The 20,338-nt window shown below is 66.4% G+C and carries 21 protein-coding genes, 1 tRNA gene and 1 pseudogene; 5 read left to right on the forward strand and 18 right to left on the reverse strand.

Annotation, left to right across the window (positions count from 1 at the left end; genetic code table 11):
- The first annotated feature begins 72 nt into the window (after positions 1–72).
- From AC11WY_RS17580 to AC11WY_RS17590, 3 genes are read left to right on the forward strand one after another with little or no spacing between them, the layout of a single operon-like run.
- Positions 73–1,593: a sugar ABC transporter ATP-binding protein gene (locus AC11WY_RS17580; RefSeq protein WP_482927895.1), complete on the forward strand. Its 1,521-nt coding sequence runs from the start codon at positions 73–75 to the stop codon at positions 1,591–1,593.
- Between the two features lie 23 nt (positions 1,594–1,616).
- Entirely contained in the window at positions 1,617–2,591 is a 975-nt protein-coding gene (locus AC11WY_RS17585; protein ID WP_482927897.1) for an ABC transporter permease, read from the forward strand.
- Between the two features lie 41 nt (positions 2,592–2,632).
- The gene (locus AC11WY_RS17590) at positions 2,633–3,652 is read left to right on the forward strand and encodes a zinc-binding alcohol dehydrogenase family protein (RefSeq protein WP_482927899.1); all 1,020 of its coding nucleotides are present in this window, start codon (positions 2,633–2,635) and stop codon (positions 3,650–3,652) included.
- A gap of 29 nt (positions 3,653–3,681) precedes the next feature.
- On the opposite strand, the gene AC11WY_RS17595 is transcribed toward AC11WY_RS17590, so the two are convergent.
- From AC11WY_RS17595 to AC11WY_RS17630, 8 genes and pseudogenes are all read right to left on the reverse strand, one after another.
- The gene (locus tag AC11WY_RS17595; RefSeq protein ID WP_482927901.1) at positions 3,682–5,193 is read right to left on the reverse strand and encodes a dihydrolipoyl dehydrogenase family protein; all 1,512 of its coding nucleotides are present in this window, start codon (positions 5,191–5,193) and stop codon (positions 3,682–3,684) included.
- 76 nt (positions 5,194–5,269) lie between these two features.
- Positions 5,270–6,535 carry a glutamate-5-semialdehyde dehydrogenase gene (locus AC11WY_RS17600; RefSeq protein WP_482927903.1) on the reverse strand — a complete coding sequence of 422 codons (1,266 nt, stop codon included), beginning with the start codon at positions 6,533–6,535 and terminating at the stop codon, positions 5,270–5,272.
- Positions 6,536–6,610: 75 nt separating this feature from the next.
- A complete protein-coding gene (gene proB / locus AC11WY_RS17605; protein ID WP_482927935.1) occupies positions 6,611–7,741 on the reverse strand; it encodes a glutamate 5-kinase in 1,131 nt (376 codons plus the stop codon).
- Positions 7,738–8,769, reverse strand: a complete 1,032-nt coding sequence (gene obgE, locus AC11WY_RS17610) for a GTPase ObgE (protein ID WP_482927905.1) — start codon at positions 8,767–8,769, stop codon at positions 7,738–7,740. The genes proB and obgE overlap by 4 nt, the downstream gene beginning before the upstream one ends.
- Positions 8,770–8,908: 139 nt before the next feature.
- Complete coding sequence (locus AC11WY_RS17615) at positions 8,909–9,448, reverse strand: GNAT family N-acetyltransferase (RefSeq protein ID WP_482927907.1); 540 nt, start codon at positions 9,446–9,448, stop codon at positions 8,909–8,911.
- Between the two features lie 223 nt (positions 9,449–9,671).
- Positions 9,672–9,941: a 50S ribosomal protein L27 gene (rpmA, locus tag AC11WY_RS17620; protein WP_482927909.1), complete on the reverse strand. Its 270-nt coding sequence runs from the start codon at positions 9,939–9,941 to the stop codon at positions 9,672–9,674.
- Between the two features lie 102 nt (positions 9,942–10,043).
- Positions 10,044–10,427: pseudogene (gene rplU, locus AC11WY_RS17625) on the reverse strand (50S ribosomal protein L21); the annotation flags it as partial.
- A 177-nt stretch (positions 10,428–10,604) separates the two neighbouring features.
- The gene (locus AC11WY_RS17630) at positions 10,605–11,432 is read right to left on the reverse strand and encodes a hypothetical protein (RefSeq protein WP_482927911.1); all 828 of its coding nucleotides are present in this window, start codon (positions 11,430–11,432) and stop codon (positions 10,605–10,607) included.
- 153 nt (positions 11,433–11,585) lie between these two features.
- Here AC11WY_RS17630 and AC11WY_RS17635 point away from each other — a divergent pair.
- Positions 11,586–11,675 (forward strand) — tRNA-Ser (locus AC11WY_RS17635).
- Between the two features lie 471 nt (positions 11,676–12,146).
- On the opposite strand, the gene AC11WY_RS17640 is transcribed toward AC11WY_RS17635, so the two are convergent.
- Positions 12,147–12,785, reverse strand: coding sequence for a hypothetical protein (locus AC11WY_RS17640; protein WP_482927913.1), 639 nt, complete (start codon positions 12,783–12,785; stop codon positions 12,147–12,149).
- Between the two features lie 260 nt (positions 12,786–13,045).
- Between AC11WY_RS17640 and AC11WY_RS17645 the strand changes: the two genes are divergently transcribed.
- A complete protein-coding gene (locus AC11WY_RS17645; protein WP_482927915.1) occupies positions 13,046–13,231 on the forward strand; it encodes a hypothetical protein in 186 nt (61 codons plus the stop codon).
- Positions 13,232–13,394: 163 nt separating this feature from the next.
- Here the strand turns inward: AC11WY_RS17645 and AC11WY_RS17650 are convergent, their stop codons facing one another.
- From AC11WY_RS17650 to AC11WY_RS17690, 9 genes are all read right to left on the reverse strand, one after another.
- Positions 13,395–13,970 carry an HGGxSTG domain-containing protein gene (locus AC11WY_RS17650; RefSeq protein ID WP_482927917.1) on the reverse strand — a complete coding sequence of 192 codons (576 nt, stop codon included), beginning with the start codon at positions 13,968–13,970 and terminating at the stop codon, positions 13,395–13,397.
- A complete protein-coding gene (locus AC11WY_RS17655) occupies positions 13,883–14,263 on the reverse strand; it encodes a hypothetical protein (RefSeq protein ID WP_482927919.1) in 381 nt (126 codons plus the stop codon). Before AC11WY_RS17655 ends, AC11WY_RS17650 begins: the two co-directional genes overlap by 88 nt.
- Positions 14,253–15,830 (reverse strand): YfjI family protein, encoded by a 1,578-nt coding sequence (locus tag AC11WY_RS17660; protein WP_482927921.1) that lies wholly within the window; start codon positions 15,828–15,830, stop codon positions 14,253–14,255. The genes AC11WY_RS17655 and AC11WY_RS17660 overlap by 11 nt, the downstream gene beginning before the upstream one ends.
- Complete coding sequence (locus tag AC11WY_RS17665) at positions 15,827–16,711, reverse strand: DUF7146 domain-containing protein (protein ID WP_482927923.1); 885 nt, start codon at positions 16,709–16,711, stop codon at positions 15,827–15,829. The genes AC11WY_RS17660 and AC11WY_RS17665 overlap by 4 nt, the downstream gene beginning before the upstream one ends.
- Positions 16,708–16,992 carry a hypothetical protein gene (locus AC11WY_RS17670; protein ID WP_482927925.1) on the reverse strand — a complete coding sequence of 95 codons (285 nt, stop codon included), beginning with the start codon at positions 16,990–16,992 and terminating at the stop codon, positions 16,708–16,710. Before AC11WY_RS17670 ends, AC11WY_RS17665 begins: the two co-directional genes overlap by 4 nt.
- A 198-nt stretch (positions 16,993–17,190) precedes the next feature.
- Complete coding sequence (locus AC11WY_RS17675) at positions 17,191–17,376, reverse strand: helix-turn-helix transcriptional regulator (protein WP_482927927.1); 186 nt, start codon at positions 17,374–17,376, stop codon at positions 17,191–17,193.
- A 378-nt stretch (positions 17,377–17,754) separates the two neighbouring features.
- Positions 17,755–18,036: a type II toxin-antitoxin system RelE family toxin gene (locus AC11WY_RS17680; protein ID WP_482927929.1), complete on the reverse strand. Its 282-nt coding sequence runs from the start codon at positions 18,034–18,036 to the stop codon at positions 17,755–17,757.
- Positions 18,026–18,274 carry a type II toxin-antitoxin system Phd/YefM family antitoxin gene (locus AC11WY_RS17685; RefSeq protein WP_482927931.1) on the reverse strand — a complete coding sequence of 83 codons (249 nt, stop codon included), beginning with the start codon at positions 18,272–18,274 and terminating at the stop codon, positions 18,026–18,028. The genes AC11WY_RS17680 and AC11WY_RS17685 overlap by 11 nt, the downstream gene beginning before the upstream one ends.
- Before the next feature lie 83 nt (positions 18,275–18,357).
- On the reverse strand, positions 18,358–19,674 hold the full coding sequence (locus AC11WY_RS17690; RefSeq protein ID WP_482927933.1) for a tyrosine-type recombinase/integrase: 1,317 nt from the start codon (positions 19,672–19,674) through the stop codon (positions 18,358–18,360).
- Between the last annotated feature and the right edge of the window lie 664 nt (positions 19,675–20,338).

Here is a 20,338-nt window from a genome sequence, read left to right on the forward strand (position 1 = left end):
GCGGGGCGCCGCGGGGCTTTGGCCCGCGCGGCGCCCCGGCTTGCCTGACATCGACGAGGGCGGGACGGCAACATGGCGACAGCGACGAACGGCGGAGCAGCGCCGCGGGTGGCCGAGGACTACATCCTCGAACTGCACGCTCTGCACAAGAGTTACGGGCCGGTGGAGGCGCTGAAGCCAACGGACCTGAAATTCCGGCGCGGCGAGATTCACGCCATCGTGGGCGAGAACGGCGCGGGAAAATCCACCCTCATCAAGCTTCTGACGGGCGTGGTGCGGCGCAGCGGCGGCGATATCAAGTGGAACGGCAAGGTCGTGCACCTTGAAAACCCGTTGCAGGCAATCGCGCTGGGCATCAACGCGGTTCACCAGGAAGTGGTGCTGTGCAAGCATCTGTCGGTGGCCGAGAACATCTTTCTGGGCGATGAGAAGGTCCGCCTCGGATTGTTGCAGAAGCGCCGGATGAAGGCGCTGGCGCAGGCCATCCTGGACGATCTGGGCTTCACCATCTCGGCCGGCGCGACGCTGGGCAGCCTGACCATCGGGCAGCAGCAGCTTGTGGCGACCGCCCGCGCCTCCGAGCGCGGCATCAAGTTCCTGATCTTCGACGAGCCGACCGCCTACCTGACCCGACAAGAGGCGGCACAGCTTTTCACGCTGATCCGCCGTTTCAAGGCCGAGGGCGTCACCATCGTCTATATCAGCCACCGGATGGAGGAGGTGTTCGAACTGGCCGACCGCGTTTCCGTGCTGCGCGATGGCAACCTCGTGGGCACCCGCGAGATCGCCGACACCAACGACGCCGAACTGGTCTCATTGATGATCAACCGCACGCTGGACCAGATCTACCACAAGGAAATGATCCCGCGCGGCAAGGTGTTGCTGGAAACCCGCGCCCTCAGCGGCAAGGGGTTCGAGGACATCTCGATCACCGTTCATACCGGCGAGATCGTCGGCCTTTACGGTCTGATCGGTGCCGGACGGTCGGAATTCGCGCTCAGCCTCTTTGGCCGCAATCCGCGCACCTCGGGCGAGATCCTGTGGAAGGGCAAGCCGGTCGCCATCACCACCGAGCGGCGCGCGATCGACCTCGGGATTGCGCTGTCGCCGGAAAGCCGACGCGATCAGGGGCTGAACGTGAACCTGCCGATCGGGCTGAACATCAACCTGCCGGTCTACGACCGCATCACCTGGGGCCCGCTGGTGAACGAGCGCGAGGAGGCCCGCCGCGCCGACCGCCAGATCGCCGATCTGAGCATCAAGACGCCGACCCGCCGCGCGCTGGTCTCGTCGCTGTCGGGCGGCAACCAGCAGAAGGTGGTGATCGGCAAATGGCTGAACCACGGCGCCGACCTCTTCATCTTCGATGAACCGACGGTGGGCGTCGATGTCGGCACCAAGGCCGAGATTTACCGCCTGTTCGCCGCCCTGCTGAAGCGCGGCGCCGGGATCATCCTGATCTCGTCCTACCTGCCGGAAGTCTATGAACTGGCCGATACGCTGCATGTGTTCCGCAGCGGCAGACTGGCGGGCAGCCACGGCTTCCGCGATGCCCCCGACGAAAGCGTTCTGGCCGAGGCGATCGGCGTCTGAGACGAGACCTGGAAGGAAAAAGCATGTCGACCACCGAGCTCGCCCCGCCCCGCGCCCAAGCCCCGAAGCGCAATTACAGTTTCCTGTTCGCGCTGACGCTGATCGGCCTGCTGGCCGCGCTGTGCATCGTGCTGACGATCGCCAACCCGATCTTCATGACCGACCGCAACATCTCGAACCTGCTGCGGCAGGGCTCGATGATCGCCATCCTCGCGGTCGGGCAGACCTTCGTCATCATCACCGCCGGGATCGACCTCAGCGTGGGGGCCATCGTCGGCTTCTCGACCGTGGTGATCGCGCTCTTGATCCAGGCCGGGGTGCCAACGCCGGTGGCGATCCTGATCACGCTGCTGGTCGGCATGGGCATCGGCATGTTCCACGGCTTCGGCATCACCCGGATGGGGCTGCCGCCGTTCATCATCACGCTGGCCACGCTGACCTCGCTGCGCGGCATCGGGCTGGTGATGACGAACGGCTCGACCATCTCGATCAACGACACCGTCTTCACCGGGTTCGCCACGCAAAGCTTGCTTGGCATTCCCAGCCTGTTCTGGATGGTCATTCTGGTCTCGATCCCGGCCTATGTCTTTCTCGATCACAGCCGCTGGGGCCGCTACCTGTTCGCGGTCGGCTCGAACCGGGAATCGGCGCGGTTGTCGGGCGTCAGCGTGCCGCGCACGATCTACCTGGCCTACAGCCTGTCGGGGTTCTTCGCGGCCTTCGTCGGCGTTCTGCTGGCGATGCGCATCGGCATCGGCAACGCGACCCAGGCCGACGGCTGGGAACTGCTGGCAATCGCCTCCACCGTGATCGGCGGCACCAGCCTGTTCGGCGCCATCGGATCGGTGCACGGGCCACTGATCGGCGCCTTCATCCTGGCGGTGATCAACAACGGGGCGAACCTGCTGAACGTGAACTCGTTCTGGCAGCGCATCATCACCGGTGTGCTGATCATCATCATCGTGTTCTTCGACCAGCTTCGTCGGCGCAGCGGCTAGGGGTGAGACCCCACCACCCGCACAAAAAAGGGGCATGAGGCATGCGTGGACTGATCTGCCCGGCACCGGGCCAGCTTGAATTCGTCGATGACCTGCCAGAGCCGGGGGCGCCGCCGCCCGGCTGGGCGCTGCTTGACGTGGCCGAGGTCGGCATCTGCGGCACCGACTTTCACATCTACGAGGGCAGGCACCCCTACCTGAGCTATCCGCGCGTGATGGGGCACGAGGTTTCGGGTGTGGTGAGCGTGGCCGGGGCGGGCGTCGATCTGGTGCCGGGAACGGCGGTGGTCGTCAACCCCTACCTCAGTTGCGGCCATTGCATCGCCTGCCGCAAAGGCAAGCCGAACTGCTGCGCCAACATCCAGGTGCTGGGCGTGCACTGCGACGGCGCGATGTGCGAGCGGATTCTGGTGCCTGCGCGCAACCTCTACCCGGCGGGCGCGCTCAGCCTGCGCGACGGGGCCACGGTTGAATTCCTTGCCATCGGGGCCCATGCCGTGCGGCGGTCGATGGCCGCGCCCGGCAGCCGAGCGCTGGTCATCGGCGCCGGGCCGATCGGGCTTGGCACCGCCCTGTTCGCGCGCATCGCCGGGCTGGAGGTCACCCTGCTCGACACCAGCGCCGAACGGCTAGCGGTGGCGCGCGACCGGCTGGGCTTTGCCTCGGCGCTGACCGCCGGGCCGGACCTTGCGGCGCGGATCGACGCCCTGACTGCGGGCGAACGCTTCGACGCGGTGTTCGACGCGACGGGCAACGCCGCCTCGATGCAGGGGGCGCTGTCGCACGTCGCGCAAGGGGGGGTGCTGGTCTTCATCGGCGTGGTCCGCGACGAGATCGCCATCAGTCACCCCGAATTCCACCGGCGCGAGATGATGCTGATCGGGTCACGCAACGCCGTGAAGGCCGACTTCGACCATGTGACGGCCAGCATACTTGCCGGGCATGTTCCGGTTGCGGCTCTGGTGACGCATCGCACCACGCTGGAGGGCGCTGTGACCGATCTGCCGCTCTGGGCGCAGCAAAAATCGGGGCTGATCAAGGCGATCATCCAGATCGGGTGACCGCGCACCAACCGGCACCTGATGCGCGATCAGCCGCGCCGCCAGCGGTGGAACCGTTCCAGCATGCGCAACACGCGGGGGCTGACGTGCGCCTTCCGCCACGCTCCGGCGGCGTATTTGTTCGCCTCGGCCAGCGTCGGATAGATGTGGATCGTGCCGAGGATCTTGTTCAGCCCCAGCCCGTGCGTCATCGCCAGCACGAATTCGGCCAGCAGATCGCCCGCATGGTCGCCCACGATCGTCACGCCAAGGATACGGTCCTTGCCCGGCACTGTCAGCACCTTGACGAAGCCCGCCGTTGCACTGTCGGTGATGGCGCGGTCCAGATCGTTCGTGTCGTAGCGCGTGACCTCAAAGGCGATGCCCTGCGCGCGCGCCTCCTGTTCGTTCAGGCCGACGCGGGCGACCTCGGGGCTGATGAAGGTGGCCCGGGGGATCACGCGATAATCCGCCTTGACGCGCCAGACGATGCCGAACAGCGCGTTGACCGCCGCGAACCAGGCCTGATGCGCGGCGACATGGGTGAACTGATAGGGCCCGGCCACATCGCCGGCCGCGAGGATGTTGGGGTAAAGCGTTTCGAGCCAGGCGTTGGTCTCGATGACCCCGCCCACCGGAATCCCCAAGGCCTCCAGCCCATAGCCCGCAAGGCGCGGGGTGCGACCGACGGCGGCGATGATCTCGTCAAAGGCGATCAGGCGCCGGGTGCCGCCCGCCTCGACCTCGATCCACTTTTCGCCCGCGGTCACGCCGCAGGCCACGGCGGTATGCCCGGTCAGCACCCGCACCCCGTCCGCCGCCAGCGCGGCCTGGGCCAGGGCCGATACCTCGGCATCATCGCGCGCCAGGATGCGCAGGCCGCGTTCGATCTGCGTCACCTCGGCGCCCAGCCGGGCGAAGGCCTGCGACAGTTCCGACCCGACCGGGCCGCCGCCCAGCACCACGATCCGGCGCGGCACCTGATCGCGGTCCTTGAGCGCCTCCCACAGCGTGTCGGAGGTCAGATAACCGACCGCCCCGATGCCCGGCACATCCGGCACGGTCGGGGCCGCCCCCGTGGCCAGGATGATCGCGCGCGTCGTCAAGCGTCGGGTGCCGCCGTCGTCCGCAATGATCTCGACTGTCCAGGGGTCGATCAGCGTTGCATGCCCCGCCAGCACCTCGACCCCCAGCCCCTCGTAGCGCTCGACGCTGTCATGCGGGGCGATCTCGGCAATCACCTGCCGGACCCGCGCCATCACCCGGCGGAACGAGACGGCGGGCGCCACGGGCGTCAGCCCCCAGGCCTCGGCGTGACGCATCTGGTGGGCGAGCGTCGCGCTTCGGATCAGGGCTTTCGAGGGGACGCAACCCGTGTTCAGGCAGTCCCCCCCCATCCTGTGGCCCTCGATCAGGGTGACCTTGGCCCTGACCGCCGCCCCGATATAGGCGCTGACCAGACCGGCGGCGCCCGCCCCGATGACGATCAGGTTGCGGTCGAATTTCGCGGGCTTGCGCCATCTGGCGATGGCCTGGCGACGGGTGAGGGCAGAAGGAACCATGGCGGCGATCCAGATGAAAGGGCGGCAAGGGCCGGCAGCCCGACCTTTGCTGATCGACCGCGCCGGGATCAAGCGCCTAGCGCCGGATGGTGCCATCCCCGGTCACCAGGTACTTGAAGCTGGTCAGTTGCTCGGCGCCGACCGGCCCGCGCGCGTGCAGCTTGCCGGTGGCGATGCCGATCTCGGCGCCCATGCCGAATTCGCCGCCATCGGCGAACTGGGTCGAGGCGTTGCGCAGCAGGATCGCGCTGTCGAGCCGGGTGAAGAACCGCTCGGCCACCGCGTCATCCTCGGTGATCACCGCGTCGGTATGGTTCGAGCCATAGCGGCGGATATGCGCGATCGCGCCGTCCACCCCGTCCACCACTTTCGCGGCGATATCCATGTCGAGATACTCGCGCCCCCAATCCTCGGCGGTGGCGGGCAGCGTGCCGGGCAGCCGGGCCAGCGTTTCATCGGCATGCACCCGCACCCCGGCCGCCACCAGCGCCGCGATCAGGTCGGCCCCCAGCGTCGCCGCCACCGGCCGGTCGACCAGCAGACATTCCGCCGCGCCGCAGATGCCGGTGCGCCGGGTCTTGGCGTTCAGCACCACCGCTAGCGCCTTCACGGGATCGGCGGCCTTGTCGACATAGACATGCACGATGCCCTCCAGATGCGCGAACACCGGCACCCGCGCCTCGCGTTGCACCAGGCCCACCAGCCCCTTGCCGCCGCGCGGCACGATCACGTCGATGAATTCGACCATCCCCAGAATCGCGCTGACGGCCGCCCGGTCGCGCGTCGGCACTAGCTGAATTGCCGTCTCCGGCAGGCCCGCCGCCGTCAGCCCTTCGACCAGACAGGCATGGATTTCGCGGGACGAGTTGAACCCTTCCGAGCCGCCGCGCAGGATGACCGCATTGCCCGCCTTCAGGCACAGCGCACCGGCATCCGCCGTCACGTTGGGCCTGCTCTCGTAGATCACGCCGATCACGCCGATCGGCGTGCGCACCCGCCGGATGTGCAGCCCCGAGGGCATGTCCCATTCCGCCAGCACCGTGCCCACCGGGTCCGCCTGCGCCGCGACCGCGCGCAATCCCGCGACGATGCCGCCGATCCGCGCCTCGTCCAGCAGCAGCCGGTCCATCATCGCGCCACTCAGACCCTTCGCGCGGCCATAGTCCAGATCGAGCGCGTTCGCCGCGAGGATCTCCGCGCGCCGCGCCCAGACGGCCTCCGCCGCCACCGAGAGCGCCCGCGCCTTGGCCTCCGGCGCGGCACAGGCCAGTTCCGTCGCGGCCGCCCGCGCCGCGCGACCGATGTCGGCCATCACGCCCGCAATGTCCTCGCCGTCGCGCATCGCCCGCCTCACTTTCGGTCCTGAAATATCCCACGGGGGCGCGGGGGTGTGAAACCCCCGCTCCGACCCCGCCCCTCACACCACCATGTCATCCCGGTGCACCAGCACGGATCGCCCCGGCGCACCCAGAATCGCCGCGATCTCGCTCGACCGGTGCCCCTTGATCGCCCGCGCCTCGGCCGCCGTGTAGCGCGTCAGGCCCTTGCCAAGCGCCTCGCCTGCGGGCCCGAGGATTGCCACCGGATCGCCGCGCCCGAAGCTGCCCGACACGCCGGTCACCCCGGCCGGCAGCAGCGACTTGCCCTCGCCAAGCGCGCGTACCGCGCCCGCGTCCAGCGTCAGCTCGCCGCGCGGCTTCATCGCCCCGATCCAGCGTTTGCGCGCCGCCTGCGGGTCGCCCTGCCCCAGGAACCAGGTGCAATTCGCCCCCGCCGCCAGCGCCGCCAGCGGCCGCTCCACCGAGCCTTCCATGATCGCCATTGCGCAGCCGCCCGCCACGGCGGTCTTGGCGGCCATGATCTTGGTCTTCATGCCGCCCTTCGACATCCCCGAAATCGGATCGCCCGCCATCGCCTCGATCTCGGGCGTGATCTGTTCCACCAGATCGAAACGGATCGCCGTGGGGTCTTCCTTCGGGTTGGCCGAGTAGAACCCGTCCACGTCCGACAGCAGCACCAGTTGATCCGCCCCCACCGTCACCGCGATCTGCGCCGCCAGCCGGTCGTTGTCGCCAAACCGGATCTCGTCGGTCGCCACGGTGTCGTTCTCGTTCACGATCGGCACCACGCCAAGGGCCAGCAGCGTCTCCAGCGTCGCGCGGCTGTTCAGATAGCGTCGCCGGTCCTCGGTATCCTCCAGCGTCACCAGCACCTGCGCCGTCACGATGCCATGCGGCGCCAGCACCTCCTCATAGGCGCGCGCGAGGCGAATCTGCCCGACCGCCGCCGCCGCCTGACTCTGTTCCAGCGGCAACGGCCCGGCAGGCAGCCCCAGCACGCCGCGCCCCAGTGCGATCGAGCCGGAGGAGACCAGCACCACATCCGCGCCGCGCGCCTTCGCCGCCGCGACGTCCAGCGCCAGCGCCCGCAGCCAGCCCTCGCGCAGCCGCCCGGCCTCGCGCTCGCCCGGCTTGCCCTCGACCAGCAGCGTCGAGCCGATCTTCACCACCAGCCGCCGCGCGGCGGCAATGTCGGGGCGGGCCGTCACGGCTGCCACGACCCCGGCTCCGGTTCCGACTCGGCCAGGGCACCGGGACGGATCACCGCGAACAGCGCGCGCAGCACCTCCGGCATCCCCATTCCGGCGACCGCCGAGATCAGATGCACCGGCCCCCCGGTCGCCTTTTCCAGCGCGCGTCGCCGCCGCCCCAGCGTTTCACGGTCCAGCGCGTCGATCTTGGTCATCGCGGTCAGGCGCGGCTTGTCGGCCAGGCCGTAGCCATAAGCCTCCAGCTCGCCGATGATGGTGCGATAGTCCCTGGTGATGGTCGAGGACGTGCCATCCACCAGATGCAGCAGCACCGAGCAGCGTTCGACATGGGCCAGGAACTGGTCGCCCAGCCCGCGCCCCTCGCTCGCGCCTTCGATCAGGCCGGGAATGTCGGCCATCACGAATTCCTTGCCGTCGATCCCGACGACGCCAAGGTTCGGCACCAGCGTGGTGAAGGGGTAATCCGCGATCTTCGGCCGCGCGTTCGAGGTGGCGGCAAGGAAGGTCGACTTGCCCGCATTCGGCAGCCCCAGCAATCCCGCATCGGCGATCAGCTTCAGCCGCAGCCACAAGGTGCGCTCCACCCCCTCCTGGCCGGGGTTGGCGCGGCGCGGCGCCTGGTTGGTGGCGCTCTTGAACTGCAGGTTGCCCCAGCCGCCATTGCCGCCGCGCGCCAGCAGCACACGCTGGCCCGGCGTGGTCAGGTCGGCGATGAGCGTCTCTTCGTCCTCGTCGAGGATCTCGGTGCCCACCGGCACCTTCAGCACGATGTCCTCGCCGGTCTTGCCGGTGCGCTGGCTGCCCATGCCGTGCTGGCCCGACCGCGCAAAGAAATGCTGCTGATAGCGAAAGTCGATCAGCGTGTTCAGCCCCTCGACCGCCTCGGCCCAGACCGATCCGCCGTTGCCACCGTCACCGCCATCGGGGCCGCCGAACTCGACATACTTGTCGCGCCGGAAGCTGACGCAGCCGCTGCCGCCGCCGCCCGAGCGGATGTAGACTTTGGTCAGGTCGAGGAATTTCATCGCGTCGCCTCTGGTCTTGCCGCCCGCAGGCGATAGTCGCATTCCGGGTGGCGCTCAAGCCGCAGCCCTGCCGCCCTTTCATCTTGGGGAAAATATCCTCGGGGGGTGTGGGGGGCCGACAGCCCCCACGGTCCCGACCTCAGCCGATCTTCTTCACATAGGTCCAGGTCGGCACCTGCGCCCCGCGCGCCACCGAAAAGGTCTCGGCGTCGCCCAGATACTCGAACCCGCAGTTGGTCAGCACCCGCGCCGACACCGGATTGTCCTGAAACACCTCGGCAAAGATCGTGCGCGCGCCCTGCGGATTGGCCTCCACCAGCGTGCGCACCGCCTCGCTGGCGAACCCGGTATTCCAGAACGCGGGCGCCACCCAGAAGCCGATCTCGGATTGGCCGCGGTCCATCCGCGTCAGCCCGATGGTGCCGAGCACCTCGGCCAGCCCCTGCGCCGCGCCGTCGAGCACCCAGACATCCCTGGCCCGCCCCTCGGCCGTCGAACGGGTGATGAACGCCTCGGTCGACCCCGGTGGCAGCGGATGCGGGATCGAGCGCGTCGCCTCGGCCACCCGCCGGTCGGCGGTGTAAAGCGCGATCAGCCCGGCATCCGACTTGCGCACCGGGCGCAGCAGAAACCGCTCTGCCGCGATCACCGGTTGCACCGGAATGGAATCGAGTCTCATGCCTTCCTCCTCTGGCACGATGGGCCCGGATCGAGCCCCGCAGGTGCGTCGCGCCGGCATCAGGCACACCGCCGTCACACGTCCCCATCCGTCGATCTGGGAAACCGCCCCTGCCGAAGCAATCCCCCGGCCTGCAACAGTTTGTGCCCGATCCCGCAAAAGGGCGCGGGGGACCGGCTTTGCAGCCGATCCCCCGTTTACATCAGACCTGTAAAGGGTCGGCTTACTCGGCTGCCTCCGGCACCGGAAGCACCGACACGAAGGTACGGCCCTTGAAGCCCTTCTTGTAGGTCACGCGGCCTTCGACGACGGCGAAGATCGTGTGATCGGTGCCCATGCCGACGCCATTGCCCGGAAACCAGGTGGTGCCGCGCTGGCGCACGATGATGTTGCCGGGGATCGCGGCCTCGCCGCCATAGAGCTTGATGCCCAGACGACGACCGGCGGTATCGCGACCGTTGCGGGAGGAACCGCCTGCCTTTTTATGTGCCATCTCGCGTTACTCCTGAGCTTCCGCGGCCGTCTTCTTGGCGGCGCGCTTCGGTTTTGCTGCCGGGGCTTCCACCGCGACGGGGGCCGGCGCGACGGGGGCCGGGGCGGCGTTGTGCGCCGCGCGGCGCGCAATCGCGGTGCCGACGGCGGCGGTGACGCCCGACGCATCCGCGCCCGCGGCGAGGATGTCGGTCACACGCAGCAGCGTCAGCTTCTGGCGGTGGCCCTTGGTGCGCTGCGACGAGTGCTTGCGGCGGCGCTTGACGTAGTGGATGACCTTGTCGGCCTTGATCTGCTCGATCACTTCGGCCTGCACTGCGGCACCGGCCACGAGCGGCGCGCCAACGGTCAGGCTGTCGCCGCCGAGCATCAGGATATCGTTGAACTGGACCTTTTGGCCAGCCGAAGCATCAAGCAATTCGACGCGCAGGATATCGCCAGCCTGCACCTTGTATTGCTTGCCGCCCGTCTTGAGGACCGCGAACATGGGTCTTTCCCTTTTCCTTAACCGCGTCCTGTGGCCCCCGTTACCGGGCGTTGGTGCCATGCGCCTTCGGACAGCGCGCCCCTTCGGGGCGTAATTGCATTAACCCGGCGGACCTTTCGGGCGCGTCGGGATGCGGGCTTATCGGGAATCAGCGCCGGAAAGTCAAGCGCGTCGCTGCTAGAGCGCCCGGCCCGACAGGGCCCCTGCCGCCGCCCGCCCGAGATCATGCGCGACGCCATCGAACACCCCGTCGAACGCCGTGAACAGCGCCCGATTCAGCGCCTTTCCGGCCGGTGTGCGCGCAAAATCTGTGTAGGCGGCCAGATCGGCGTCGCTCAGCGGCGCATAGGCCAGCGCGAGGAACGGGAACAGCCAATCCTCGGTGTCGTGGCGGATGCTGTCTTCCTGCGTCGCGACCTCCGCGACGATCTGCGCCTCGGTCATCTCGAACCCCTTGGCGTGGCCCTCGACCAGGCCCTTGTAGAAGGCGATGTCGGAATTCATCGTCCCCGACACGTTCGATTCGACCAGATCATTCGCCGCCGCGAAGGCCTTGAGCGCGGTGAGCCGCGGGTCACCGGCCTCGGCCATGTCGGCCAGGGCCTGATGCGCGCTCGCCTCCACGTCCGGGTCGAGCAGCGCGCGCCGCGCCGAAACCTCCAGCGAGACGATCCGCCGCCCGCGTCCGGTGTCGAAGAAGGCCAGCATCGCAGGCACCTGCGCCGCGGGCAGCGCCGCCCGAAACCGGGTGTCAAAGGCGGTCGTCAGCGCGGCACCGTCGTAGATCGTCGCCACATCCCGCGCCCAGGCCGCGCCGCCCTGACCGGGAAAAAGCTTCGCCTCCAGCGTCTTGCCGTAGTCGAGTCCCTCCTGGCGCATGACCTCGATCACCTCCGGCAGCCGCAGCACATCGGACAGATGCGCGACCGGGTCACCGGTCTGTGCCCGCGCGGGCAGCACCACCGCCAGCGCCAGCGCCGCCGCAAGGGCGAGTCGGATGAACATTGCGCGCCCCCGGCAGCTTCGATCCCGGCAGAGCTACCGCGTCCGCCCGCCAATTCCAACCGCCACGCCCACATCGCCCGGCAAACGCCCGCGAAATCCCCCTTGCGCGAGGTTGCGCACCCCGCTACATCGCTGCCCGTTGATCCCTGACGCGGAGAGGTGGCAGAGTGGTCGAATGCGGCGGTCTCGAAAACCGTTGTGGGTTTGCGCCCACCCAGGGTTCGAATCCCTGTCTCTCCGCCAATCATCATTGAAATCATTGGAAAAAATGCGAGTTTTTTTGATGCACCCGCCAAAGAACCCGCCAACTAGTTTGCGCTTGATCGCGGCAGGCTGTGACAGGCGAGGTTGAGCGGACAGGAAAGCAGGGCACCCCGCCCCGGTCGCGGGTCCTTCCCCTGACAATTCCCGGCGCGGGCATTTCGCAAGCCTGATGCCTTGCTAAGTGTGAACACCGAAAAGTGGTTTCCAGTTTCCACTCGGTCGCGCTGGTCTTGCACAAATCTTGGCGTCGCGCCTAGCAGACCTTAGGGCAAACTTAGGGTCCGGCCTAAATCCGCACCCCGCGCGCGATACCGCCCGGAAAGCGGGCAAGCTATCACCTCACTCCGCGCGCCCGTGTAACTGCGCAACAATCCTGCACCCCGCCCCGGTCGGCCCGCCACCGCGCCCAGCGCCGCCGTTGCGCCTAAGCTGGCGCGCCCATTTCGGCACTCACTGCAGCGGCCGGCAAAGGTTCTGTACCTGCCCGTCGATAATCGACCAGTCAAACTCCGGGCTATGCTTACCCACGGAGCCGGTCAGGATGCCGATGACTAGGATCCCACAAGGGGACCGGGGAGCCTGAATCAGGCCGGCAGCAGCGTCGCTCTTTGCCGCCTCGGATAGGCCCGTGAGGGTCAGGAAGTCCTCTATCGCCTGTTCCCGCGCCCGGGTTAGGTTGTCGACCGTGTCGTTTAGAACCAAGACAACCTCCTTGTATTCCGTGCCGCCGTCATAGTTCTCGACCGTCACCGGATGGCAATTCGTGAGTTTGACTGCATCCGGCGGGATGTCTGCGGCTCCGCCTGCCTCGGCATACCGCAGCGTGGCGCCCCGGGTGTAAGGCATCACGTCGCTGCCGTCCGCCCACGAGTCCCCGTGCGCATCTACATACTGCGTGAACACCTCATGGAGCATGTCCCCAAGGGCGAGTGGGTAGTTTCCCGAGACAGCGCGGATCACAACCCCATCACAGACCGGCGCGGCGTTCGGCACCATGCCGTAGACCAAGGGAGCAATCGTTACATCCGCGCTCACCGCCCCGGGGGCAGAGATGGTCAGCACTGCCGCCAGTAGGATCGAGGGTTTCATCGCATGACTCCTCAGGTTCCGAGCGGTCGAGAACGCAGCCTTCACCTGCTTAGCGAACTGGACGCCAGGGCGCCAGAAAAGGTTCATACTGGCACTTCTGATTGTAAACGGCGGCCCGGATGGTCGTTTCGTGCCGCCCGAGGTGGTTATGTCGAACACAGACAACGAGAAAAACTTCGATGCCGTTATCCCCTTCCTGAAGAAGTGGAGCGTTTACAACAACAACACAAGCGGGGAAGGCCCCATAAAGGTAGGAAGCCATGACGAATGAATACAGATCAAAGCACGGCCCGATCCCCGACGAGGCGTTCGAGAACGATATGGGCGCGCCCGATCCGGAACGCTATGACCGCATGATGTCGAAAGAAGCCCGAGCAAAGCAAGACGCGACGTTCGCCGCGACCCTCGCTCGCGTCAAGCGGCTCAAAGAGAGCGCAGAGAAGTGATCTCCGCCACGGTGAGCGGGCTGACCTGTGCCAGCCGCAATATGAGCGCGTATCGGCCTGTTAAGGCAGCGTTGGCGTAAGACCCCACCTCGCGAGTTTATAGGCGGGAAATACCCGGCAACCGTCCCCCATCTTTCCCCTTCGCCCGCAGCGGGAAGCAGCCTCAATCCTGTCGAGCTTCCCGCCACCGTGCCCAGCGCCGCCGCTGCGCCTCGGCAATTCGCGCCCGGCCCTCTGGGGTTCGCGCGCCGGTAGACATGCCGCCGTGAAACTTGCAGCGCAGCTTGCCCGGTTCGCTTTTGTGACGGCAGGCGGTTCCCTTGCGTGTCTTAGCGCCGCACCGCACGCTGCGGTGGGCGGCGCGCTGGGCCTCGCGTTCGGCAAGAGCGGCAATTCTCGCTCCTAGAGCGGCCCGTTCCGCCTCTGTGAAGTTATCACCCCACCCCGCGTGCGCACGATACTGGTGCGATTGATCCGGCAACGCTGCCGTCCCCAGCACCTTGCGCATCCTGCCTATGGCCCACCCGCGAAGGTCGAGCCGGTCGCGGGCCTCGTGATACTGCACCGCGTGACGGCCGATCCCGGCGCGCTGGGCCAGCACAATTTGCGATAGCCCAGCCGCCCTGCGCGCGGCGCGAAGGTCTGCCCCGGTCATTCCGGCAGTTCCCATTGCTGCGAAAGCGCGTTGAAGATGCGCCCATCTTGTCCGTGCCTCTCCCACTTGGTCAGCCGCCGCCATTCGTCCAAAGACACGATGCGCCCCGTCCAGGTTGTCGGGTTGCCCAGCGCGGAATAGGCGTGCGGATAGCGTTCGGCATTCGCTTCGGCGCTGGGCGGAATTTCCGGCTTTTGCGGCTGGGGCGTTGCGACTCTTGCGACAACTGCGACACGCGGGGCGGGATTTTCGGCCTCCAGCCTTTGCGACTCTTGCGACGATTGCGACACGGGACGCGCCAGAGGGGTTTGTCGCGCAGTTGTCGCTGGGGGGTGCCCCTTGATTTCCGCTAGCGCCGCCTGCGCGTCAAACCACATCACCGCCCCCTTTCACGATCCGCCAAGCTTCCTTGCGCGCCACCCCGCGCACCAAAGTTCCGGGGTCGAGCGGGACAAGCCAGCCGTGTTTCTCCAGCACGCCCAGCGCCGCCCGCGCCTTCGGTGTTTCGCGCAACGCGTTCGGCCCCCGGTTCACCACGTCGCGCGTTGTCACATCGGCCTCGCCCCAGCCAGTCAGAAGCCATTTCCGCAAGGCTTCGGCGCGGTCAATTTCCGTCGATACCGTTGCCGCATCGGCCAGCCGCGCGGCCTCGGACAGGTAGAACTGTGCCAATGCGATTGCGCTGGCCATATCTTCGGGCGTCACCTCGGGGGCGATCAGATCGCGCCAGAGGGTCAGCACGCCCGCAATGCGGCACGCCTGTTCTGCCGCCTTCGAAGCGTAGCCAGTGACCCGTCCAAGGTCGCCACCGGGGGCTTGTGCGAGTTCGATCACATCCGAAAATTGCACCAGAAGCGCCCGTGCCGGTTCCGAAAGGGGCAGGATGCGCGGTTTCAGTTCCCGCGTTTCCGGGTCCATTGGCATTGGCGTTTCCAGAGTGTCGCGCAGTCGTGCCCCGAAGTCGGCCAATGCCGCATCGTCGCGCCGGGTCCGCGATTGCAGCCGTGTGCCGATGGTGCTGGGCGGTTCGCAGATCAGGAACCGGGGCAGAAAGCCGGTATCCGCTGCCATCGGGTCGGCCATGAAGGCCCTCGCCACGCCGGGTTGCACCATCAAATGAACGGCCAGCCGCCGCCCGTAAAGCGTCGAATGCCCCTCTCCCGCCCGCGTGCGTCGGATTGCATTGCCTTGCCAGAGGTCGTTCAATGCGGCCAGCGTCTTTTGCCGGTTGTCCGAGTTCATGGCGAAGCCGCCCAGAAACTGCCCGCCTTCATCGCTGAATAGCCCGAGGCTGGGCTGTCCGGTTGCGAATAGCCGGGTCAGCCCCTCAAAGGTCGGCTCCGTCACAGTCCGGTCAGGCGACGGCGGCGCGGCGGGTTCCGCTCCGAGTGCTGCAAGGTCGGCTTGCGCCGCCGTGCGCTTTTCACCTTTGTTTCTTTTCGCCTCGGCAAGGATGCGGTCGCGTTCGCCTTTCCAGAGCGCGTGCGCGTTCTGCCAACTTGCGACTGCGCCGCGCTGGGCCTCGGCCTGATCCTTTTCATAGTCGCGAAGCGCGACCATCAAGGGGGCGTCGCAGGCGGATTTTCGTTCGCCACTTCGCGCGATGGTCAGCGCGTAAAGCGCCAAGGGCCGGTTGCCGCCCAGCGTTTCCACATCGGCAAAGCCCTGCACCGCCAGCGACGCCACGGCCAGTGCCGATGCGGCCGGAAGTTCCACCGGGGCTTGTGTCGCGCCCTGCACGGCCCGCACCGCATCGGCCAGGGGTCCGAGTGCGGCCACCGGATAGGCGGCACCGGGGGCGATTTCGCGTAGAAGCGGTTGCGGCCCCTCGGGCGTGAAGGGCTCGGCCTTGGCGTATATCGGCGGGGCTTCGGGTTGATCGGCTTCATCCGCATAGGCGTGAATCGGCGGAAGTTCCGGCCAGCTTGCTTCATGCGCGTTCATGCTGCCACCGCCTTTCCGCGCACAACATCGTTCCAGTCGTAACCATCGGGGGCGGGCAGCAGCGATACCTGCCAGCCCAGCGCGTCCGCCCGCGTCGCCAGCGCGTGCCCCGCCGCCTTGCCGGGGGCGTCGCCATCGGTCGCAATGGTCAACCGTCCCGGTTGCGCGGGCAGGCGTAGCGCCGTCATGCCGCTGGCGGACAGCGCCGCCCAGATCGTCGCGGGCAGCCCTAGAAGCCCGTAGTTTAGGCTCAGGGCGGTTTCTATGCCCTCTGCCACCACCAGCGGCCCTTGCGTCGCGGTCAGCCTGACCGCGCCGCCTGCAACGGCCCCGAGCATCGCCCTATTGGGGTCAACGTCTGCCTTCCCAGTGCCATCGGCGCGCAGATAGGTGCGGTGCACCGCGAAACGTTCGGCCCCCTCCACCATCGCCACAAGCGCCGGAAGCCGCTTCCCGGTTTGGTGCCAGCACGCGGGATGGAACCGCAAGGTTTGGGCAAGGTTGCAGGTTATGCCGCGCCCCCGAAGGTAGGTTTCCGCGATGGTGCCTGCTATCGGCTGGGCCTCTTGCCAGACGTGCCGCGCCTGTGCCGCCCGCTTTTCGGCTTCCGCCTTGCGCTGGCGTTCGGCTTCGCGCCGGGCTTCGGGGTCCGGTGGCGTGAAGGTGCCGGGCACGATGCCCGCCGCCCTCAGAATGTCGCTAAAGCCGCATCCGCTTTTCTTGCAATGCAGCAGCAAGCCGCCGCCCGGCTTTTCCGCGATGGTCAGGGCGCCTTGGTCGCGCCGCCGCTCGGGCTGGCACACCGGGCACGCGGCGGTGGCGTAATGGCCCCGCCACGCTTTCGCGCCCAGTGCCTGCATAAGGGCCTGTGCGTCGGTCATGCTGGCCCTTCATGTTTGAGGGACAGCGGCAACGCGGCGATTTCCGGGGCGTCTGCCCCCGTATGCGAGCGGTGGAGGCGTTCGAGCGCCGCGCGGGTCACGGCATAGCCAAGCGTATCCCATGCCGCCCCACCGCCCGTATATCCGGTCCGCCTGCGCTGAAACAGCCACTGGCGCCCGTCACGGCAAACCGCGATGCGATAGGCCCCGAGGCGCATCACTTCGCCCCGGTAGGTTTCGCCGGTTTCCCGATGATCGGTCAGGGGGGAATGATCGGTCATGTCGCTACCCCCGCAAGAATGGCCAGCGCTGCCCGCCAGGCGGTCTTGGCGATGCCTGAAATGCGTTCGCGCGCCGTCAGTCGGCGCGCAACCTTGCCGCCTTGAAAGTTCGGGGTGCCCGCAGCTTTCGCATTGCGTTTGCCCCGGCCCAGTTTCCCCGCAAGCGGGGTCCGGGCCTTCCCATGTTCGCCCATAGGGTCACGCCGCCGTCGATTCGCGGCTTTCCAGCCATGCGGCAACAACGCCTTCCGGCCAACCTACAGCCCGCTTGCCAAGCCGCACCGGCTTGGGGAAAGCGCCTTCGGCCATCATGGCGTAGATCGTGGAGCGCGAAAGCCCGGTCAGGCTTTCGACTTCGGGGCGTCGCAAGGTGCGATCGGTCATGCTCTTTCCTTTCTTGACACGGCGGAAATTTTCTTGCCGCGTCGAGTCAATAATGCGAGAAAGGAAGCAGGCCTGCGGAATCACCAAACCCAGCCCTGCTTCGGTCACTCGAGGCGACGCCAATCGTCTCGGGTGACCACACCAAACGTCCTCACAACATTTCGGCACCCTCTGGCAATGATCCGGGACTTTGCTGGGGGCGTCAAGTGCCGCGCCTGAGTTCTCCCCCCCCAAATTCAGTGGTCGGACTTTCTCGGAACAACAATTCTTAGCGCTTGCTAATAGAAGGTTCTCTTGCGTTTTTCCGAAAGTTCGTTTTCCGCGATTCCTAACGCGCCATATGGCGAAAATCGTCGCCGCGCACAAAGTCATTCCGAATCATCGGCGCGAAGCCTTGGAATAAACCTTGCCATCTTCGCGCTTGCCCACGGCAATTACCGCCACCACAAGTTCCCTGTCACGCACCTCATAGACCAGCCGAAAGCCCGAGGCGCGCAGCTTGATCTTGTAGCGGTTTACCGCGCCGTGCAGGCGCGACGCGGGCACATGCGGGTTTTCCAGCCGTTCGGCCAGTTTCTTCTTGAATTGCGCCCGAACGGTGCTGCCAAGCTTTTCCCACTCGGCCAGCGCCTCTTTCTTGAACGTCAGGCTATAGGTCATCAATCGACACGGCCACTTCGGGGCTATTCGCCCGCGCGTCGGCAATGGCGTTCAATTCCAGATCGTCCAGCCGTTCCAGCATGGCCTCATATTCCGCCGCAGGCACGCAATAGAAGGCGGGCTTGTTTCGATTCAGGATTGCCACGGTGCCCCCGGCCCCGGCTTCCACCGTGCCCATAGGGTTCCGTTTCAGGTCGGTCACGCTGGCGGTGACGCGGGACAGGACAAGTTCGGCCATGTCGGGTTCCTTTCGGTTGAGGCACCATAGATAGCACCTCCAAGAGCACCTTTCCAGACTTCCACGGAAGCCTTCGGAAAGCGTTACCTCGCCGCCCCCAGCGTCACGACATTTTCCCCGACAGCATCCCCGCGAAGGAAGCCCGCCCATGCCGCCATCATCGCCCGGCGCCGTTCCAGCATGTCCGACCGCTGGTAGGCGCGTTCGGTTTCATCCCCGACGTGATGCGCCAGCGCCATTTCGGCCATGTCGCGGTCGTAGCCTCGTTCCGCTGCCCATTGCCGGAAGGTCGAGCGCAGCCCGTGCGGCACGGCGGGGCGTTTGCTGCGCGGGTCCAGCCATCCGTCGCGGCCCGCCTTCGCTTCGGCTTCCTGCATTCGCCGCATGACGGCGGAAAGGCTCATGTCGGAAAGCTGCCCGCCCATAGGCGCGAAAAACACATAGGGGCTATCGGTCCGGGGTAGGCTTTGCAAAAGCGCCACGGCCTCGCCCGTCAGCGGCACGCGGTGTGCCTTGCCCATCTTCATGCGCGAAGCCGGAATGGTCCATGTCGCAGAAGTCGCAAGTGTCGCAATGGGGGTTTTGTCGGTTGTGTCGGTTTTGTCGGCGGGGGGCAGGGTGACTTCATCCCACGTCATTCCCCGCACCTCGCCCGAGCGTGAAGCACAAAGGGTCAGGAATTGCAGCGCCCTCGCGGCGATACCGTCGCGCTTGGCAAGGTCACGCCACCAGAGCGGCACATCGCCCAAGCCCAGCGCCGGTTGATTGTCGCTTTGTGCCACCTTGGACGGCTTGGCCAGCATTTCGGACAGGTTGCCCTTCCAGCGCGCCGGATTGTCACCTTTGCGGTGCCCCGCCACGGTCGCCCAGGACAGCACATTTTCAATGCGCCCGCGAAGCCGGGACGCGGTTTCCGTCTTGTCGGCCCAGATCGGTTCCAACACGCGAAGCACGTCCTGCACACGGATTTCCGAAACCAACTTCGGCCCCAGCATCGGCTTTGCGTAAGTATCGAGCGTAGAAGCCCATTGTTTGCGATGTTTGTCGCTGCGAAACTCGCCCATCTTGGCGGCCAGATAGGCTTCTATGGCTTGTGCGAAGGTCAGCGCGCCAGCGGCTTCGCGCTTATCCTGCAAAGGGTCACCGCCCATCATTGCCTTGCCCCGGTTTTCCAATGCCAGTTTGCGTGCGGTCGCCAAGGGTATCGCCGGGGGGCTGCCCAGCCCGAGTTCGCAGCGCTTGCCGCGAATGGTGATGCGCTGCACCCATTGCTTCGCACCGTTCGGCTGCACCCGAAGGAAAAGGCCCTGCCCGTCAAAATGCTTGCCGGGTTCCGTGACGGTATCGACAAACCGCGCGGTCAGCGCCTTCAGTGGTTTTCGTATTCCCCTGTCTGCCATACTCGCCTCCCCCTGCCCATCCCCCACCTTGGCGGGGATTATCCCGGAATATGCCGGAAGTCACGGGACAATGAAAGCCCCTATGTGCCTTGATTCATTGGCTTATCTGGACGCCATCGGAAGTCGCTGGAAGTGCCTATGGCTGCCTGTCTCTCCGCCACTTGCCCTAGCGAAACCGTTCTCCCCATTCAGCTTCGGCCGGATTTATCCGTTGTTTTCGGGGGTTATGCAGGTGGAGCTGAGCACTGACTGCAGGGCCACGTGGCCCGCAAGAGGTCTCTGAGGGCCAATATTCTCCGGACCTGATGACTGCGCCGTTTCGGTGAATTGTCCGCAAGTCGCTGAAGTCACTACATATTTTTGCGCGTGAAGCTTAGCATTTCGACGTCGGTGGCGCTCGATCAATTGACACAAACAAAACCGGCTGTCTGCTGGACGAGTTCCGTCCGCACGAAACACGGCGACGCAATGCAGAGGAAGGGTCTCCACCAGCCACGGGCTATGCTCTAGTGTTCTCCACCTGACGGATGGTTCCCGTTGTCGTTCTGGTGTGCTATTCTCGCGGCATGAGACGCGATGGAATCTGCCTATACCTTGGCCCCGTTGAGCGTGAGCAGCTTGAAGCCCTGCTCACCGACCGAAATACGCCGCGCAAGGTCGCCTG

The organism is Solirhodobacter sp. (assembly GCF_964715405.1).